Consider the following 13,296-nt stretch of genomic DNA (forward strand, 5'->3'; position numbering starts at 1 on the left):
CACGACGGCGCGGGGCACGACGGCGCGGGGCACGACGGCGCGGGGCACGACGGCGCGGGGCACGACGGCGCGGGGCACGACGGCGCGGGGCACGACGGCGCGGGGCACGACGGCGCGGGGCACGACGGCGCGGGGCACGACGGCGCGGGGCACGACGGCGCGGGGCACGACGGCGCGGGGCACGAGAGCGCGAGAGCACGGAATGAGAGGTTCGGCCCGCTTGGGGCTCGTGGGCCCGGCAGGATGGCGATGTCGACTTAGACTCCCGCTGCGTCGATTTATGCGTCGATTCTTGGAGTGAGCGCGAATGTCCGGACGACGGGGCTTCGGCCGGGCCACGCTGGTCGCGGTGGTGGTCGTGCTGGCCTGGTTGGTGATCGGCGCGGTGGCCGGCCCGTACGCCGGGCGGCTTGGTGAGGTCTCCACCAACGACAATGCCGCCTTCCTGCCCACCGACGCCGAGGCGACCCGCGCCCAGGATCTCGCCGGTGGGTTCGTCGACCGGCAGACCACTCCGGCGCTGGTCGTCTACGAGCGGTCGTCGGGGATCACCGACGCCGACCGGCAGCGGGTCGCCGCCGACGCGGCCCGCTTCGCCCGGGTGCCGGGCGTCGTCACTCCGCTGCCGCCGCCGATTCCCAGCGAGGACGGTCAGGCATTACAGGTCGTCGTGCCGGTGGACGACGCCGAGGGTGAGCAGATCGGCGCGGTGGTCCGACAGGTGCGCGACATCGCCGGGGGCGACCGGGACGGGCTCACCGTGGACGTCGCGGGCCCGGCCGGTCTGCTCGCCGACCTGATCGAGGTGTTCTCGGCCATCGACGGGCCGCTGCTGCTCGTCACGCTTGTCGTGGTGCTGGTCATCCTGCTGATCGTCTACCGCAGCCCGGTCCTGTGGGTCTTCCCCCTGCTCGCCGCGGGGATGTCGTACGCCCTCGCCGCGGTCTTCGTCTACCTGCTCGCCGACGCCGACATCGTCAAGCTCAACGGGCAGGCGCAGGGCATCCTCACCGTGCTGGTCTTCGGCGCGGGCACCGACTACGCGCTGCTGCTGATCGCCCGTTATCGGGAGGAGTTGCACCGGCACGACCGGCCGTGGGGCGCGATGCGTGCCGCGTGGCGGGGTGCCGCGCCGGCCATCATCGCGTCCGGCGGCACGGTCATCGTCAGCCTGCTGTGCCTGCTGCTGTCCAGCCTGAACTCCAACCGGGCGCTCGGCCCGGTCGCCGCCATCGGCATCGCCGCCACGCTGCTGGTGATGCTCACCTTCCTGCCCGCGCTGCTGGTGCTGGGCGGTCGGTGGGCGTTCTGGCCCCGGCGTCCCCGGGTGGACCAGGCCGACCCGCAGGCCGAGCATGGCATCTGGAGTCGGATCGCCGGCTTCGTGGCCCGGCACGCCCGCCCGATCTGGTTGAGCACGGCTGTCGTGCTGGCGGTGCTCACGCTCGGCCTCACCCAGCTCGGCGCGACCATTCTCGGTCAGTCCGACCTGTTCACCCAGCGCACCGACTCGGTGGACGGTCAGGAGGTGATCGCCCGGCACTACCCGGCCGGTACCGGCAGCCCGGCCGCCGTCTTCACCACCGAGCAGTCCGCGCAGCGGGTGGCCGCAGTCGCGCAGGGTGTGCCCGGGGTGGCTGCCGTCCGCCCGTTCAGCGGCGGCCAGCAGGGCGGGCCGCCGGACGGCAACGCCGCCCCGAAGGTCGTCGACGGTCGGGTGCAACTGGAGGCGACCCTGACCGACCCACCGGACAGTGACGGCGCCGAGCGGACCATCCGTGACCTGCGGGAGGCCGTACACCGGGTGCCCGACGCGGACGCCGTGGTGGGCGGCTTCACCGCGATCAACGTGGACACCTCGGACGCCGCGAAGCGCGACCAGAACGTCATCATCCCGGTGGTGCTGGTGGTCATCGCGGTGATCCTGGCCCTGCTGCTGCGTGCCCTCCTCGCGCCGCTGCTGCTCATCGGCACGGTGCTGCTCAGCTTCGCGGCCACCCTCGGCCTGTGCGCGCTGCTGTTCCGCCACGTCTTCGGCTTTCCTGGCGTGGACTCGTCGTTTCCGCTGTTCGCGTTCGTCTTCCTGGTCGCGCTCGGCATCGACTACAACATCTTCCTGACGAGCCGGGTGCGCGAGGAGTCGGTCAAGCGGGGTACCCGGGCCGGTGTGCTCGCCGGTCTCTCGGTCACCGGCGGGGTGATCACGTCCGCCGGCATCGTGCTCGCGGCGACGTTCTCCGCCCTCGCCGTCCTGCCGCTGGTGGTGCTCGTCGAGTTGGGTACGGCGGTCGCGATCGGGGTACTGATCGACACGATCATCGTCCGGTCGCTGCTGGTGCCCGCGCTCGCGTACGACATCGGGCCGAAGATCTGGTGGCCGGGCCGGTTGTCCCGGACGAACGGCGAGCGGGAGGCGCGCGATGCTGGCTGAGACCGACGTGGTGGTCGTCGGCGGTGGCCTGGCGGGTCTCGCCGCCGCCCGCCGGCTGCACCGCGCGGGCGTGCCCTGGCGGCTGCTGGAGGCGGGTGGCCGGCTGGGGGGTCGGGTCGCCACCGACGTCGTCGACGGGTACCTGATCGACCGCGGTTTCCAGGTGCTCAACACCGCCTACCCGAAGCTCGGCACGCTGCTCGACACGGACCGCCTGAACCTCGGATACTTCACCTCCGGCGTGCTGGTCCGTCGGGGCGACGACCTGCTGCGGCTGGTCAACCCGCTGCGCGAGCCGACCGGCGGCCCGCGTACCGCCCTCGCCGGCGTCGGTTCGTTGCTCGACCGGATCCGCTTCGCCGCGCTCGCCACCGGCGCCGCCACCCTGCCGGCGTCCCGCCTGCTCGCCGCGTCGGAGACCACCACGGAGACGGCGCTGCGCCGGGCCGGTCTCTCCGACGCGATCATCGAGGAGTTGCTGCGGCCGTTCCTGTCCGGTGTGTTCATCGACCGGGAGTTGGCGACCTCCAGCCACGTGTTCGCGATGGTGCTGCGCTCGTTCGCCCGGGGGCGCATCGGCCTGCCCGCCGAGGGGATGGCCGCGCTGCCCCGGGCCATCGCCGAGCCGCTCCCGGTCGACCTGCTCGACCTGGACACGCCGGTAGCGCAGGTCGCGCCCGGCCTGGTCCGCACGCAGGCCGGCGACATCAGCTGCCGGGCCGTCGTGGTCGCCGTCGACCCGCCCGCCGCGGCCGCGCTGCTGCCGGCTCTGACGAGGGTACGGATGCACAGCTACACGACGTACTACCACAGCGCTCCCGAACCGCCGCTTCGCGAGCCGATCCTGCTCGTCGACGGTGACCGTCGGGAGATCGTGGCGAACACGGTGGTGCTCAGCAACGCCGTGCCGACCTACGCCCCGGCCGGCCGGCACCTCGTGGCCACCTCGGTGGTCGGCCCGACGGCCCCGCCCGAACCGACCATCCGGGCCGAGTTGACCCGGCTGTACGGACGATCCACCGCCGACTGGACGCACCTCACCACCGTGTCCGTACCGGACGCGCTGCCCGCCGCCCCACCCCCGCAGGGACGGCTGCGCAAGCCGGTCGCGCTCGGGCAGGGGCTGTTCGTGGCCGGTGACCACCGGGACAGCCCGTCGATCCAGGGCGCTCTCGCCAGCGGTTGGCGTGCCGCCGGCGCGGTCCTCGAGGCCCTGCGCGCCGGCTGACCTCGCGCCTCGAAAGGGGACACCGCAGCCGTAGTTGATCACCTATGATCGCCGCCATGCCCGCCACCCTCCCGGCGCCCACCTTCGACGTCGCCGACGCGTACCCCGAGGTCAGCGACCTGCACAAGGCGCTCGACGCCGCCGACTGGCCCGCGGTGCGGGCGGTGTTCGCGGACCGCGACCCGGACGGCCGCACGCTGCTCGTCGCCGCGGCCGGCGACAAGCCCGGGACCGAGCCGTTCCTACGCCAGGTGTACGACGCGGACCCCACCGACCCGCTCGCCGGGACCCTGCTCGGCAACCACCTCATCCGCGCCGGCTGGCGGATCCGCAGCGGCTACCGGGCCCGGTACGTCAGCCGGGAGCAGTTCGACCAGTTCCACGACCATCTGCGTCGCGCCGAGCGGGTGCTCATCGACGTCACCGCCCGGCACCCCGACGACGCGGCCGCCTGGACCCAGCGCATCACCATCGCCCGAGGTCTGCAACTGGGCCAGAACGAGGCGCGTCGCCGCTACGACCGACTCGCCCAGCACTACCCCCACCACGCGCCCGCCCAGGCGACGCTGCTTCAGCAGCTCTGCCCGAAGTGGAGCGGCGACTGGGACCGCGCCTTCGCCTTCGCCCGCGAGTGCGCGCAGACCGCGCCCGTCGGCGCGCCCAACGCCGTGGTGCTCGCCGAGGCGCACCTGGAACGCTGGCTCGACTTCGACACCGAGCGGGAACGCGCCGCGTACGTGCGCAGCGCCCCCGTCGTGGACGAGATCATGCAGGCCGGGCAGCGGTCCGTGCTGCACCCGGACTTCGTCGACCGGCCCGGCTGGGTCTGGGTCCGCTCGTCGTTCGCGCTGGTGTTCAGCCTCACCGAGCAGTGGTCCGCGGCGGCCAGCCAGTTCAGAGCGCTCGGCAACCTCGGCTCGGAATTCCCCTGGACGTACGCGGACGACGCCGAGGGCTACACGAAGTACCGCGCGAAGGCGTACGCGAAGGGTGGCCAGTCGTGATCCAGCACCTGAACGTGGACGGGGTGCCCACGCTGCTCGCCCCCACCGGTGGACCGATGCGCGCCGGGCTGACCTTCCGGGTCGGCACCGCCGACGAGACCCTCGCCCGCGCCGGCACCACCCACCTCATCGAGCACCTCGCGCTCGCGCCGCTCGGCCTGGCCGACTACCACGTCAACGGCGTGACCGCGCCAGCGTTCACCATGTTCCACACGCAGGGCTCCGAGACCGACATCGCGGCGTTCCTGACCGCCGTCTGCGGGCACCTGTCCGACCTGCCGCTCGCGCGACTCGACGTCGAGAAGGACATCCTGCGCACCGAGTGGAGCAGCCGGGGCGCCGCCGCGATCGACGACATCCCGCTGTGGCGGCACGGGGCCCGCGACTTCGGGCTCAGCAGCTACCCGGAGTAGGGCCTGGGCGCGCTGACCGCCGACGACCTGCGCGAGTGGACGGCCCGCTGGTTCACCCGGGAGAACGCGGTGCTGTGGATCTGCGGCGACCGGGTGCCCGCCGGGCTCCGGCTGCCGCTGCCGACCGGGGTACGCCAGCCGGTCCCGGCGGTCTCGTCGGCGCTGCCGCAGACCCCCGCGTACTTCGTGCACGGCGCCCGAGCCGTGGTGCTCGACGCCGTGGTGCGGCGCAGCGCCGCCGCGGCCGTCTTCGCCGGCGTGCTGGAACGGGAGCTGTACCGGTCGCTGCGCCAGGAATCCGGTCTCTCCTACACCGCCACCACCGGGTACGACCCGCGCGGCGACGGCAACGCCACGCTGCGGGCGCTCGCCGACGCGCTGGCGGAGAAGCAGGACGCCGTTCTCGGCGGCTTCGTCGACGTGCTCGCCAAGCTGCGGGTAGGCCGGATCGAGCAGGCCGACCTGGACGCCACCGTGGCCAAGCGCGAGGACCTGCTCGGCACCGCCGAGGTCGATGCCGCGCGACTTCCCGGGTACGCCCTGAACGTGCTCACCGGGGAACCCAACCTCACCATCGACGAGCACCGGGCCGAGTTGAAGGCCATCAACCTCGCCGACCTGCACGAGGTCGCCGGCGAGGTGATGGGCTCCGCGCTGCTCATGGTGCCGCGAGGGCTCACCGCCGACTGGGCCGGCTTCGTCGCCGCGCCCACCCACTCGACGGAGATCCTGGAAGGCACCGGCTACTCGGCGAAGGAGGGCAACGCCGCCCTGCGGATCGGCGTCGACGGGGTGACCCTGCTCCAGAGCGACAAGCCGCTGACCGTCCGCTACGCCGACTGCGCCGCCATGCTCACCTGGCCCGACGGAGCACGGCAACTGATCGGCGCGGACGCCATCGTGCTGCACATCGAGCCGACGATGTTCCACCTGCACCCGGCGGCGCTCCCGGTCATCGACGCCCAGGTGCCGGCCGACCGGCACATCAGCATGCCGGCACGTACGCCGGACGAGATCCCGCAGCCCTCCGCGCCGGAGAAGCCGGCCCGCGCGCCCGGCGACCGCCCCTGGTGGGAGGTCGCGATGATCGTGGTCAGCGGCGTCGCCGTTCTCGTGGCGGGCGCCGTGAGCCTGCTGGTGACGTACGTCATGGTCGCCGCCGGCACCGAGCCGGGCGAAGAGTGGCTCGGGGGCGTCGTCGTGGCAGGCTGGCTGCTCACTGTTATCCTCGCGTTGCCCATCGTGCTGCTGTGGCGACGGCGGCGGTGATGGGACGGGGCCGCATCGGCGCTGGCCCGTGATCCACCGGGCGGGATAAGATCCGCGCGGTTCCGGGGCGGTAGCTCAGCCGGTTAGAGCAGGGGACTCATAATCCCTCGGTCGCGGGTTCGAGTCCCGCCCGCCCCACCACGTACCTGATGTGCGCGTCACCGTTGGTCGCTCTCAGCCGGCCTTCTGGCGGCGAGACGTGCGGACGCGCCGGTGCCCGGGGTCATGCCATTAATTGAGGCAGTGAACGTGGACGGCGATGTGCTGTGGCTGGGCGCTGCCCGTGTCTCGGTGTAGGACCTCAAGCTCGACACGGTGCCGGTCCGCTGAGGCGGGCTCGTTCTCCTCGCCGACCAGGCAGGTGGGATACGTGCCGTCGTTGTGCAGTGTCCCGCGCGCGTCCTGCCAGCTTTCGGCGATTACCGAGTAGATCGTGTCGCCATCGAGAGGGCCCCGCGGCGCCCCGTCTTGCGCAAACGCGATGGACCTGGTCTCGTCGTTCGACCAGGTGACCGTCCCGACGAGCAGCTCCGCCTTGGCAGTGTGCGGATCATCGCCGAGCTTGGCCGCCCCGAAGCCGCCGATCAGCCCTACGGCGACCAGCGCCAGAGAGAACGCAACCGTGGCGAGGCGGCGATGTGGTGGAGTAGGGGCCGCCGCCTCCTGCATCGTGTCGGGGAATGGCACTGGCATGGGTGCAAGGTACGCGATCGGCGCCTACCGGGCTGGCCCAGAAGTTTGTCTCCTGCCGCCATCCGCGCTGACGTCGCGGTTCGGTTGGCGGACGACTGTCGCACGACAGCCGACGGAGGGCAGCCATCGACGGCTTTGTCTAGTCTCACCTGATGCTTGACGGTTGGTCTGGACAGCCAGCCCTCCGTCGATACTGTTGGTCGCCATCGACCCCCTGATGGCTGCCGAAGGCCGCACACCGGTCGACCCTGCGGATTCGGCCGGTGTGCTCAGGCGATGCGGAGGTGCTTGATGGTGGTTCGCCGGCGCTGGCTGTTCTGGGGTGCGGCCGTGGTGGTGCTGGCTGGTTGCAGCTCGGAGGTGAACGACCCGCATGAGGGTGCACTGCCCAAGGGGGAAAGCTTGGGGGAGATGCGCCAGCAAGCGGGTGAGGCCCTGGCCCGCTATGAGCAGGCGGTTATCAACGCTGATGGTGCAGCCACCGTCACCGTGACGCCGCCGCCATGGAACTCCCCACCCGGCATCTCCATCGAATCAGCCACCAGTGCCAGGGCCAGCACCCGGTTGACTGTCACCTTCACTGGCACTCGGGAGCCGGCAACCAGACCGTGCGGTGCCGACTACCACGCTGAGGCGGTCGAGTCTGCCAACGCCGTCGTCGTCATCGTTATCGCCCAGCCTCACGCCGCCAACGAGGTATGCACGCTTGTCGGCTACCGACGAACTGCCAATCTGAACTTGGCTCAGCCTCTGGGTCAACGGGTAGTCCTCGAAGCGAGGCAAGGGCAGCGAGTTCCCCTGACCACTGCCGAGTGAGCACCGCAAGGCGGGTCGCGCCGGCACGGCCCCGGCCTCATGGCGGAGATGGCTCCAAGGCCCGCAGTGTGGCCGCAGGAGCAGGCGACCGTTTCTGATGGGGAGACGAGGCTCTGGCCGAGGGCGCCGCCTGTTCGCTCGATCGCGTCCGTGGTCAGGAGGTCGTCGCGACGTGGCCCCGAGGGGCTGTTTCCCAACGCACGCCGGGCGGAACGAGGCCGAACCAGGCTCCGATGGCGGCCATCGAGGCGACGAGGTACGCCGCCCACCACCCGAGCAGCGCCCACATACCGTGGCCGACGAGGTCGGCCAGGCCGAGCGCGAGGAACACGAGAAAAAGGTAGGCCAGACGGCCGTACGAGAGGCTCCCGCTCTTCGGCAACTCATGGGCCTTGCGGAACGGAATGAGGCTGACCCCGTAGGGACGACGGAGCAGCGTGAAACTCGCGGGCCAGAGCCGCCCGTACCCGGCCACGTCGACCACGCTGACGCCGGGCCCGTGCCGGATCGTAGCCGGACGCGACCTGGTCAGCTCGCGCAACCACGGTTCCCAGACGACACGTTGGTGTAGGACGACGCCCCTGCCCCGGCCGCCCACCGTCAGCCACACGGAGTATCCCTTGGGGCTGGTGTCGGACCCGCCGGCGGCGTTTACGGCGTGCGCCGCAGCGGTGACCCGCCCCGCGCTTCCCGGCTGCCCTCCCTGCGCCAGATGCGCGGTCACCAGGACCCGCCTCGCGGGAGCACGAGCGGCACCCCACCACTGAATTAGGCGGACGAGCCAGGACAGCACCAGAAAGGCTCCCGGAGCCAGCACCACGCGGATGACGCCCGCTTCGTGCCCGACCCGCGGGTCGGTACTCAGCCGGTACCCCAGCGCGATGAGGGCGACCAACGCCACGACGCTGCCGATCACGAACATCGGCGCGCGAGCCCGCCGATTCGCCGAGCTAGCTGTACTTCCGCTGCTGGCCATGGCGTCCGTCCTGCCTGTTCGCCCTCAGACCTAGCCACGACGCTAGCAACGCCGAGCAAGGCTCACATCGAGCGTCCGTTCCAGATCTCCACCGGTGCAGTGCAATGCAGTGCGGTCGCGGACGGGCCCTGAGCCGATCGCGTCGAGCCGATGATGAGCGGGCGGTTGGCAAGGATGCCGGTCCAGATCAATCCTGGATTGGATCGGCCGGCGTGAGTACGACGCGTCGGGTGTGATCCAGGTGGCGCGTGATCGTGTACCTGCCGGTGGCGCCAACCATCGGGGCCTCGCCGGTCCATTCCAGGGCTGATGAGCAGTCTTCGAACCGCACCACATACTCCCTGTTCGAGGTGAAGACGTGGGTGACGGTGGCGGTGACCGCAGAGCCGATCGGGAAGCGCATCTTGAGGACCAGCCACTCCTCGTTGCTCGTGCTGGCGGGGAGGTAGGTCCGGGAGCGGAACGACGCGTCGAGTGGGAAGAGACGCACCTGGCCTGGCCGGTGCTGGAGAACCTCGAACGTCATCACTGCGCCGACCGAAGGCCACTCGGCCGGGTCATGAGGCAGGACGAGGACGTCAACGAAGCCCTCCAGCTCCTGGCCCAGGTCCACGAGCAGCCCGATCGCTCCGGGCCTCGGTACACGGACGACCTGGCCCGTGATGTGTTCACCCACGGGCAAGCGACGTCTGGCCACATCGAGCTCATCCCGCTCTGCCACGGGCGACAGCCTCCTCAGACGCCTCGGATCCATGCCTCCTACAGCCACTCCATGTCGATCTTGCCGGAGTAGACGCGCGCAACCCGATAGTCGGGACGTCCGAACAGCTCCGCTTCGCCGTTGTAGATCGCGATCAGAGAGCCTGCCCCATGCCACCAGGTGTCGACAATGCCGGCCGTCTCTGGCACGGGTCGCATATCGGAGAGGTCAAGGTCGGCAACCGCGTCGCCAGAAAGCCTGGTAACCGTCTCTGCGATCTGCTCTGCCGACTGGGCGAGTGCCAGTGACTCGACCCAGCCTTCGATGCGGACGTGCAGAGGCACCCAACTGTCCATGGCGATGCCGAAGCTTCCGTCAGGTCCGATCAGGAAGGAGTACGGCAACGCCGTTCGTTGCGGTCCTGCCTCGAACCACCAGTCCGGCTCGGGGAGGTCGTTCTCCCACTCCGGTGTGTCGGCACGCAGCATTCGCGGCCCTCCGTCGTAGCTGAACGACGGAGGTAGGGCGAGTCCGCCCCAGCGAGCCTGATAGCTCTCCGCCCGGTCGACGACTTCCGACGGAATGCCGTTGGCCTCCCACTGCTCGCGCCAGTCACTGACAGAGGGCACGTCGAGCCAAACTCCATGGACCGCCACGAAGCGGCGAGCCCGGACACTCAGGTTGGACGGTGCGTCACGGACGTGTCGCGTCACGCGGGCAGCTTATTCGATCTTCCGTGCGCCGCTGGCTTGGCAGCGAACGCCTCGGATCCATGCTTGCGGCAGGCGGTGGTTTCTGCGAGCGGCCAGGCTAGGGCAGCAAGACCTCAAGGCTCTGCCCCTCCCTACTCCAGGGACGGGGGATCCACGTACTCGCCGAACGGCTCGACCGATCCGTCCCAGCCGAGCCAACCCTGCTGGGTCATCCGTCCGTCGGCGTAGGTGTAGGACCAGTGGGCACCGTCCTCACCGTCGAAGTGGACGACGCCGGAGCGAACGAACGGCGCGATCGCGACGTAGAAGGCGATGGCCTGGTGCGACCACTTGGGGTCGCCCGCGTCGTCGTGATCGAACTCGATCCAGTCCCCGTCGCGGGTGATCGAGGCCCTGGCCTCGCTCGCTATGTCGACGATCCGGTCACTCACGTCAGTCATGTCGGGCTCGTACCAACGACTCTGTTCGGCCATGGCTGCCTTGGCGGCGGCCGTTGCGGCGGCGTCGTCCGACTCCGGTAGGTGCAGACGGCCGGAAGGCCACACGGAATATCCCACGGCGGGCAGTCTACGGTCGTCGATGTTCCGTACACCGACCCGAACAGCGCGCCAGCGCCGGGTCAGTCCGATGGCGGCGGCCAAGCGGGCCACGTCGGCTGTTGCCGGGGTCGACGTTCGCGATTCCACGGCTCCGGATGCCGGGGTGTTGAGTTTCGCGCCGGCCGCCTGGTCGGCGTTCATCAGCAGCGCCAAGCAGCCTCGCTGACTGCGGCCCGTTAACGCCCGGCCGGGGCCTCTTCGCCCTCGAGCAGTCGGCCCAGGCCGGTCAGGCCGGGGCCGATCCTCTTGATCTGGTCGTTGAAGAGCAGATAGATCGTGCCCTCCTCGTCCATGGCCAGGCTGGCGTGCCCGTCGTGTTCCTCGCCGAGCGGGTAGAGCAGACCGGCCGTGGATCCGGAGAGGCTGTCGAACCAGACCTTCTGACCGAGGCACAACAGTGGGTCGAGCCGTAGACCGATGCGGGCCGAGTCCCGACCGGGACCGCTCACCGGCACGACCAGTCCACCGAACTCGGTGAGGAAAGCTCGCGCGGGAGCGTGCATGGCAAAGCCCTCCGGGGCGAGCGCCGACTCCCACTCGCCGACGTCCATTCGGCGGCGTGGTGACCAACCCGCCATCCTGAGGGCTTGCGCCGCACGGTCCGGCAGTGCGCGGTCATCTCCCCGCATCACAGCACCTCTCTCAGGTCGAACTCGTTGCGCAACGACTTACAACTGTTGCAGCACGGGTTGTGCGCGCCGTGTCCGGGGTTACCCGGAGCGCGAATCCGTGCGGCCCCAATCGCGCCACCGCGCGGGTCGATGCCCCGGTCCAGCAGCTTTGACAACGACTGCGGTAACGCGCAGTTGCCGTGCCACGGCGCGCGAAGGTTCTGCGGCACCCGGTCGAGCGCACCGGCCACCTCGCGGTTGTGCGGATAGATCCGGTCGGGGCCGTCGCTCACCGAGACGGCGGTGTGCCGCCCATCAGCCGTGGTCACGGCCTCGGCGGTGCCATTGACCCGTCCGTTGCGCTGCTGGCGGTCGGCCTCCTGACGGGCACGGTACGAGGCCTGCCGCGAGGGAGACGCGTTTCTGGTCGGCCGTGCGTCCGGATTTCCGCGGCGTCGCCGCTTGACCTTCTTGAGGTCTCTGACCCATTCCCGGGCGAACTTGGCGGCGATCTTGCCGGTGCGGTTCCTAACCATCGGCCAACCGCCAGAGGGCTTCCTGCATCAGGTTGCCGACGATGGTGCGGGTCAGCGTCTGGAACACCGGAATCTCCAGCAGCGAGGCGCCGAACGTCGGGCCAGCGGTGGCGATTGCTTGCGCGATCTGGATCGCCAGCAGGACCAGTTGCACAATGACCGCGATCTTCAGGGCCAGTACGATCGCGGCAGCGATCATGAGTCCGGCACCGCCGACCAGCGCGCCGGTGCCGTTGCTCTGAAGGCTGTCGACCGGGCTCTCCTGTTGGCCCCACCAGGCACGGAATGCCTCGATATCGGCACCCTCGTTGCCGCTCAGCGCGGCTTTGGCGGCCGTCTCCGCCTGCTGAATGAACTCGGCCACGTCACTGCTGAATTCGCACCAGGCCTGGCCGAGCTCAAAGAGCTTCTGCTCGTCAGAAGCTGGCCAGGTGTAGCCCAGGATGTCGAGCAGGCTGCGCAGCTCACCCGGAATCTGCAGACCCACCCGTCAGCCTTCCATTCGTTTGAGCAGCACGCGAAACAGGTCGCCGGTGTCGGCCTCGTTGGCTTCGTGGGCACGAGCCATCCCGGTCAGGTCGTCGCCAGCGAAACCGACCTCATCGAGCGCCTCGAGCAGTGACTCGAAGACGTACGCCGCCGCTTCGTCGTATGCCACGCCGAGCAGTGACCCGGTCTCGTCGTCGCCGAACGCGGGACCGATCGATGCCAGTCGGGCCTGGAAGGCGGTCAGCTTGTCGGCGAAACCGTCCGCCAACGACCGCATGGTGGTGCCGGCAGCCGAGATGCCCTCCGGGTCGATCTGCACGGCGCCGTCACCCGCCTCGGCGGCCCAGCCGGTCCTGCGCGTCGGCGAGCCCGTCGAGGAACGTGGTGAACTGCCGGGCGGCATCCCGCTGAATCTCGGTCAACTGCCGCCCGAGGTCACTCAGGTCAACCTGTTCCGTGGTGGACGTCGTCGCCTGCTGCAGGTCTGCCATGGCGTCGTTGACGGCGGTGAGGATGTGCTCGGTCAGGGTCGTGAGGTCGAGCCGCCGGAGGCCTGGGTCGACCTCCAGTGCGGTCAGCCGGCCCGGCGGCGCAGCGGTGGCCCGCACCATCCCGTCCGCCGCCTCGCCGTGACCCTCAGGCTGGGGCACGTCCGCCCCGTCCGCCCCGCCGGACTGCTGTGCGGACAGCGCACGCAGCGTGTCGGTGAGCACTTTGTCGATCCCGTTGGGGTTCGTCGATGTCACCTCAGCCCCCCGGATCTGCGTTCAGTGCTGCCCACGAGATTTTAGAAGACAACGCCGTCGCCCGCCGTCCCC

Annotated in this window: 18 protein-coding genes and 1 tRNA gene; 8 read left to right on the plus strand and 11 right to left on the minus strand. The window is 70.3% G+C overall.

Translation table 11 applies throughout. From position 1 onward, the window contains the following. A partial coding sequence (locus tag ACIBTX_RS28140; RefSeq protein WP_396833200.1) for a hypothetical protein occupies positions 1-183 on the minus strand: 183 nt, incomplete at its 3' end. A 124-nt stretch (positions 184-307) separates the two neighbouring features. Between ACIBTX_RS28140 and ACIBTX_RS28145 the strand changes: the two genes are divergently transcribed. From ACIBTX_RS28145 to ACIBTX_RS28170, 6 genes are all read left to right on the plus strand, one after another. Continuing rightward, on the plus strand, positions 308-2,431 hold the full coding sequence (locus ACIBTX_RS28145) for an MMPL family transporter (protein WP_396833201.1): 2,124 nt from the start codon (positions 308-310) through the stop codon (positions 2,429-2,431). Further along, the gene (locus ACIBTX_RS28150; RefSeq protein WP_357132289.1) at positions 2,421-3,659 is read left to right on the plus strand and encodes an FAD-dependent oxidoreductase; all 1,239 of its coding nucleotides are present in this window, start codon (positions 2,421-2,423) and stop codon (positions 3,657-3,659) included. Before ACIBTX_RS28145 ends, ACIBTX_RS28150 begins: the two co-directional genes overlap by 11 nt. A 56-nt stretch (positions 3,660-3,715) precedes the next feature. Continuing rightward, positions 3,716-4,663, plus strand: a complete 948-nt coding sequence (locus ACIBTX_RS28155; RefSeq protein ID WP_363661035.1) for a hypothetical protein — start codon at positions 3,716-3,718, stop codon at positions 4,661-4,663. After that, positions 4,660-5,076 carry a hypothetical protein gene (locus ACIBTX_RS28160; RefSeq protein WP_396833202.1) on the plus strand — a complete coding sequence of 139 codons (417 nt, stop codon included), beginning with the start codon at positions 4,660-4,662 and terminating at the stop codon, positions 5,074-5,076. Before ACIBTX_RS28155 ends, ACIBTX_RS28160 begins: the two co-directional genes overlap by 4 nt. Before the next feature lie 69 nt (positions 5,077-5,145). Further along, positions 5,146-6,345, plus strand: a complete 1,200-nt coding sequence (locus ACIBTX_RS28165) for an insulinase family protein (RefSeq protein WP_396833203.1) — start codon at positions 5,146-5,148, stop codon at positions 6,343-6,345. Between the two features lie 64 nt (positions 6,346-6,409). Next, a tRNA-Ile gene (locus tag ACIBTX_RS28170) sits at positions 6,410-6,486 on the plus strand. Positions 6,487-6,576: 90 nt separating this feature from the next. Here ACIBTX_RS28170 and ACIBTX_RS28175 read toward each other — a convergent pair. Continuing rightward, positions 6,577-7,038, minus strand: coding sequence for a hypothetical protein (locus tag ACIBTX_RS28175; protein ID WP_396833204.1), 462 nt, complete (start codon positions 7,036-7,038; stop codon positions 6,577-6,579). A 291-nt stretch (positions 7,039-7,329) separates the two neighbouring features. Between ACIBTX_RS28175 and ACIBTX_RS28180 the strand changes: the two genes are divergently transcribed. Continuing rightward, on the plus strand, positions 7,330-7,854 hold the full coding sequence (locus tag ACIBTX_RS28180) for a hypothetical protein (RefSeq protein WP_357173533.1): 525 nt from the start codon (positions 7,330-7,332) through the stop codon (positions 7,852-7,854). 154 nt (positions 7,855-8,008) lie between these two features. Here ACIBTX_RS28180 and ACIBTX_RS28185 read toward each other — a convergent pair whose 3' ends face one another. From ACIBTX_RS28185 to ACIBTX_RS28200, 4 genes are all read right to left on the minus strand, one after another. Continuing rightward, positions 8,009-8,830, minus strand: a complete 822-nt coding sequence (locus ACIBTX_RS28185; RefSeq protein ID WP_396833205.1) for a hypothetical protein — start codon at positions 8,828-8,830, stop codon at positions 8,009-8,011. Between the two features lie 187 nt (positions 8,831-9,017). Further along, positions 9,018-9,584: a hypothetical protein gene (locus tag ACIBTX_RS28190; RefSeq protein WP_396833207.1), complete on the minus strand. Its 567-nt coding sequence runs from the start codon at positions 9,582-9,584 to the stop codon at positions 9,018-9,020. Between the two features lie 5 nt (positions 9,585-9,589). Continuing rightward, entirely contained in the window at positions 9,590-10,243 is a 654-nt protein-coding gene (locus ACIBTX_RS28195; protein ID WP_396833208.1) for a hypothetical protein, read from the minus strand. A 131-nt stretch (positions 10,244-10,374) separates the two neighbouring features. Beyond that, the gene (locus tag ACIBTX_RS28200; protein WP_357132314.1) at positions 10,375-10,800 is read right to left on the minus strand and encodes a hypothetical protein; all 426 of its coding nucleotides are present in this window, start codon (positions 10,798-10,800) and stop codon (positions 10,375-10,377) included. Positions 10,801-10,870: 70 nt separating this feature from the next. Here ACIBTX_RS28200 and ACIBTX_RS28205 point away from each other — a divergent pair, with 70 nt between their 5' ends. Next, positions 10,871-11,008, plus strand: a complete 138-nt coding sequence (locus ACIBTX_RS28205) for a DUF397 domain-containing protein (protein WP_357132317.1) — start codon at positions 10,871-10,873, stop codon at positions 11,006-11,008. A gap of 10 nt (positions 11,009-11,018) precedes the next feature. On the opposite strand, the gene ACIBTX_RS28210 is transcribed toward ACIBTX_RS28205, so the two are convergent. The 5 genes from ACIBTX_RS28210 to ACIBTX_RS28230 are packed head-to-tail and all read right to left on the minus strand — an operon-like array spanning position 11,019 to position 13,224. Further along, a complete protein-coding gene (locus ACIBTX_RS28210; protein ID WP_357132320.1) occupies positions 11,019-11,471 on the minus strand; it encodes an SUKH-3 domain-containing protein in 453 nt (150 codons plus the stop codon). Further along, on the minus strand, positions 11,471-11,989 hold the full coding sequence (locus tag ACIBTX_RS28215; protein ID WP_357132323.1) for a hypothetical protein: 519 nt from the start codon (positions 11,987-11,989) through the stop codon (positions 11,471-11,473). Before ACIBTX_RS28215 ends, ACIBTX_RS28210 begins: the two co-directional genes overlap by 1 nt. Beyond that, positions 11,982-12,476 carry a hypothetical protein gene (locus ACIBTX_RS28220; RefSeq protein WP_355619480.1) on the minus strand — a complete coding sequence of 165 codons (495 nt, stop codon included), beginning with the start codon at positions 12,474-12,476 and terminating at the stop codon, positions 11,982-11,984. The genes ACIBTX_RS28215 and ACIBTX_RS28220 overlap by 8 nt, the downstream gene beginning before the upstream one ends. A 3-nt stretch (positions 12,477-12,479) precedes the next feature. Continuing rightward, on the minus strand, positions 12,480-12,746 hold the full coding sequence (locus tag ACIBTX_RS28225) for a hypothetical protein (protein ID WP_357173555.1): 267 nt from the start codon (positions 12,744-12,746) through the stop codon (positions 12,480-12,482). 58 nt (positions 12,747-12,804) lie between these two features. Further along, a complete protein-coding gene (locus ACIBTX_RS28230) occupies positions 12,805-13,224 on the minus strand; it encodes a YbaB/EbfC family nucleoid-associated protein (RefSeq protein ID WP_357132329.1) in 420 nt (139 codons plus the stop codon). Between the last annotated feature and the right edge of the window lie 72 nt (positions 13,225-13,296).

The organism is Micromonospora sp. NPDC049359, from assembly GCF_044466585.1.
In the GTDB taxonomy this organism is placed as follows: Bacteria; Actinomycetota; Actinomycetes; order Mycobacteriales; family Micromonosporaceae; genus Micromonospora.

Coding starts and splice junctions, on each gene's coding strand:
- ACIBTX_RS28145 (WP_396833201.1), top strand. CDS start 308: ATGTCCGGACGACGGGGCTTCGGCCGGGCCACGCTGGTCGCGGTGGTG.
- ACIBTX_RS28150 (WP_357132289.1), top strand. CDS start 2,421: ATGCTGGCTGAGACCGACGTGGTGGTCGTCGGCGGTGGCCTGGCGGGT.
- ACIBTX_RS28155 (WP_363661035.1), top strand. CDS start 3,716: ATGCCCGCCACCCTCCCGGCGCCCACCTTCGACGTCGCCGACGCGTAC.
- ACIBTX_RS28175 (WP_396833204.1), bottom strand. CDS start 7,038: ATGCCAGTGCCATTCCCCGACACGATGCAGGAGGCGGCGGCCCCTACT.
- ACIBTX_RS28180 (WP_357173533.1), top strand. CDS start 7,330: ATGGTGGTTCGCCGGCGCTGGCTGTTCTGGGGTGCGGCCGTGGTGGTG.
- ACIBTX_RS28185 (WP_396833205.1), bottom strand. CDS start 8,830: ATGGCCAGCAGCGGAAGTACAGCTAGCTCGGCGAATCGGCGGGCTCGC.
- ACIBTX_RS28190 (WP_396833207.1), bottom strand. CDS start 9,584: ATGGATCCGAGGCGTCTGAGGAGGCTGTCGCCCGTGGCAGAGCGGGAT.
- ACIBTX_RS28205 (WP_357132317.1), top strand. CDS start 10,871: ATGGCGGCGGCCAAGCGGGCCACGTCGGCTGTTGCCGGGGTCGACGTT.
- ACIBTX_RS28210 (WP_357132320.1), bottom strand. CDS start 11,471: ATGCGGGGAGATGACCGCGCACTGCCGGACCGTGCGGCGCAAGCCCTC.
- ACIBTX_RS28215 (WP_357132323.1), bottom strand. CDS start 11,989: ATGGTTAGGAACCGCACCGGCAAGATCGCCGCCAAGTTCGCCCGGGAA.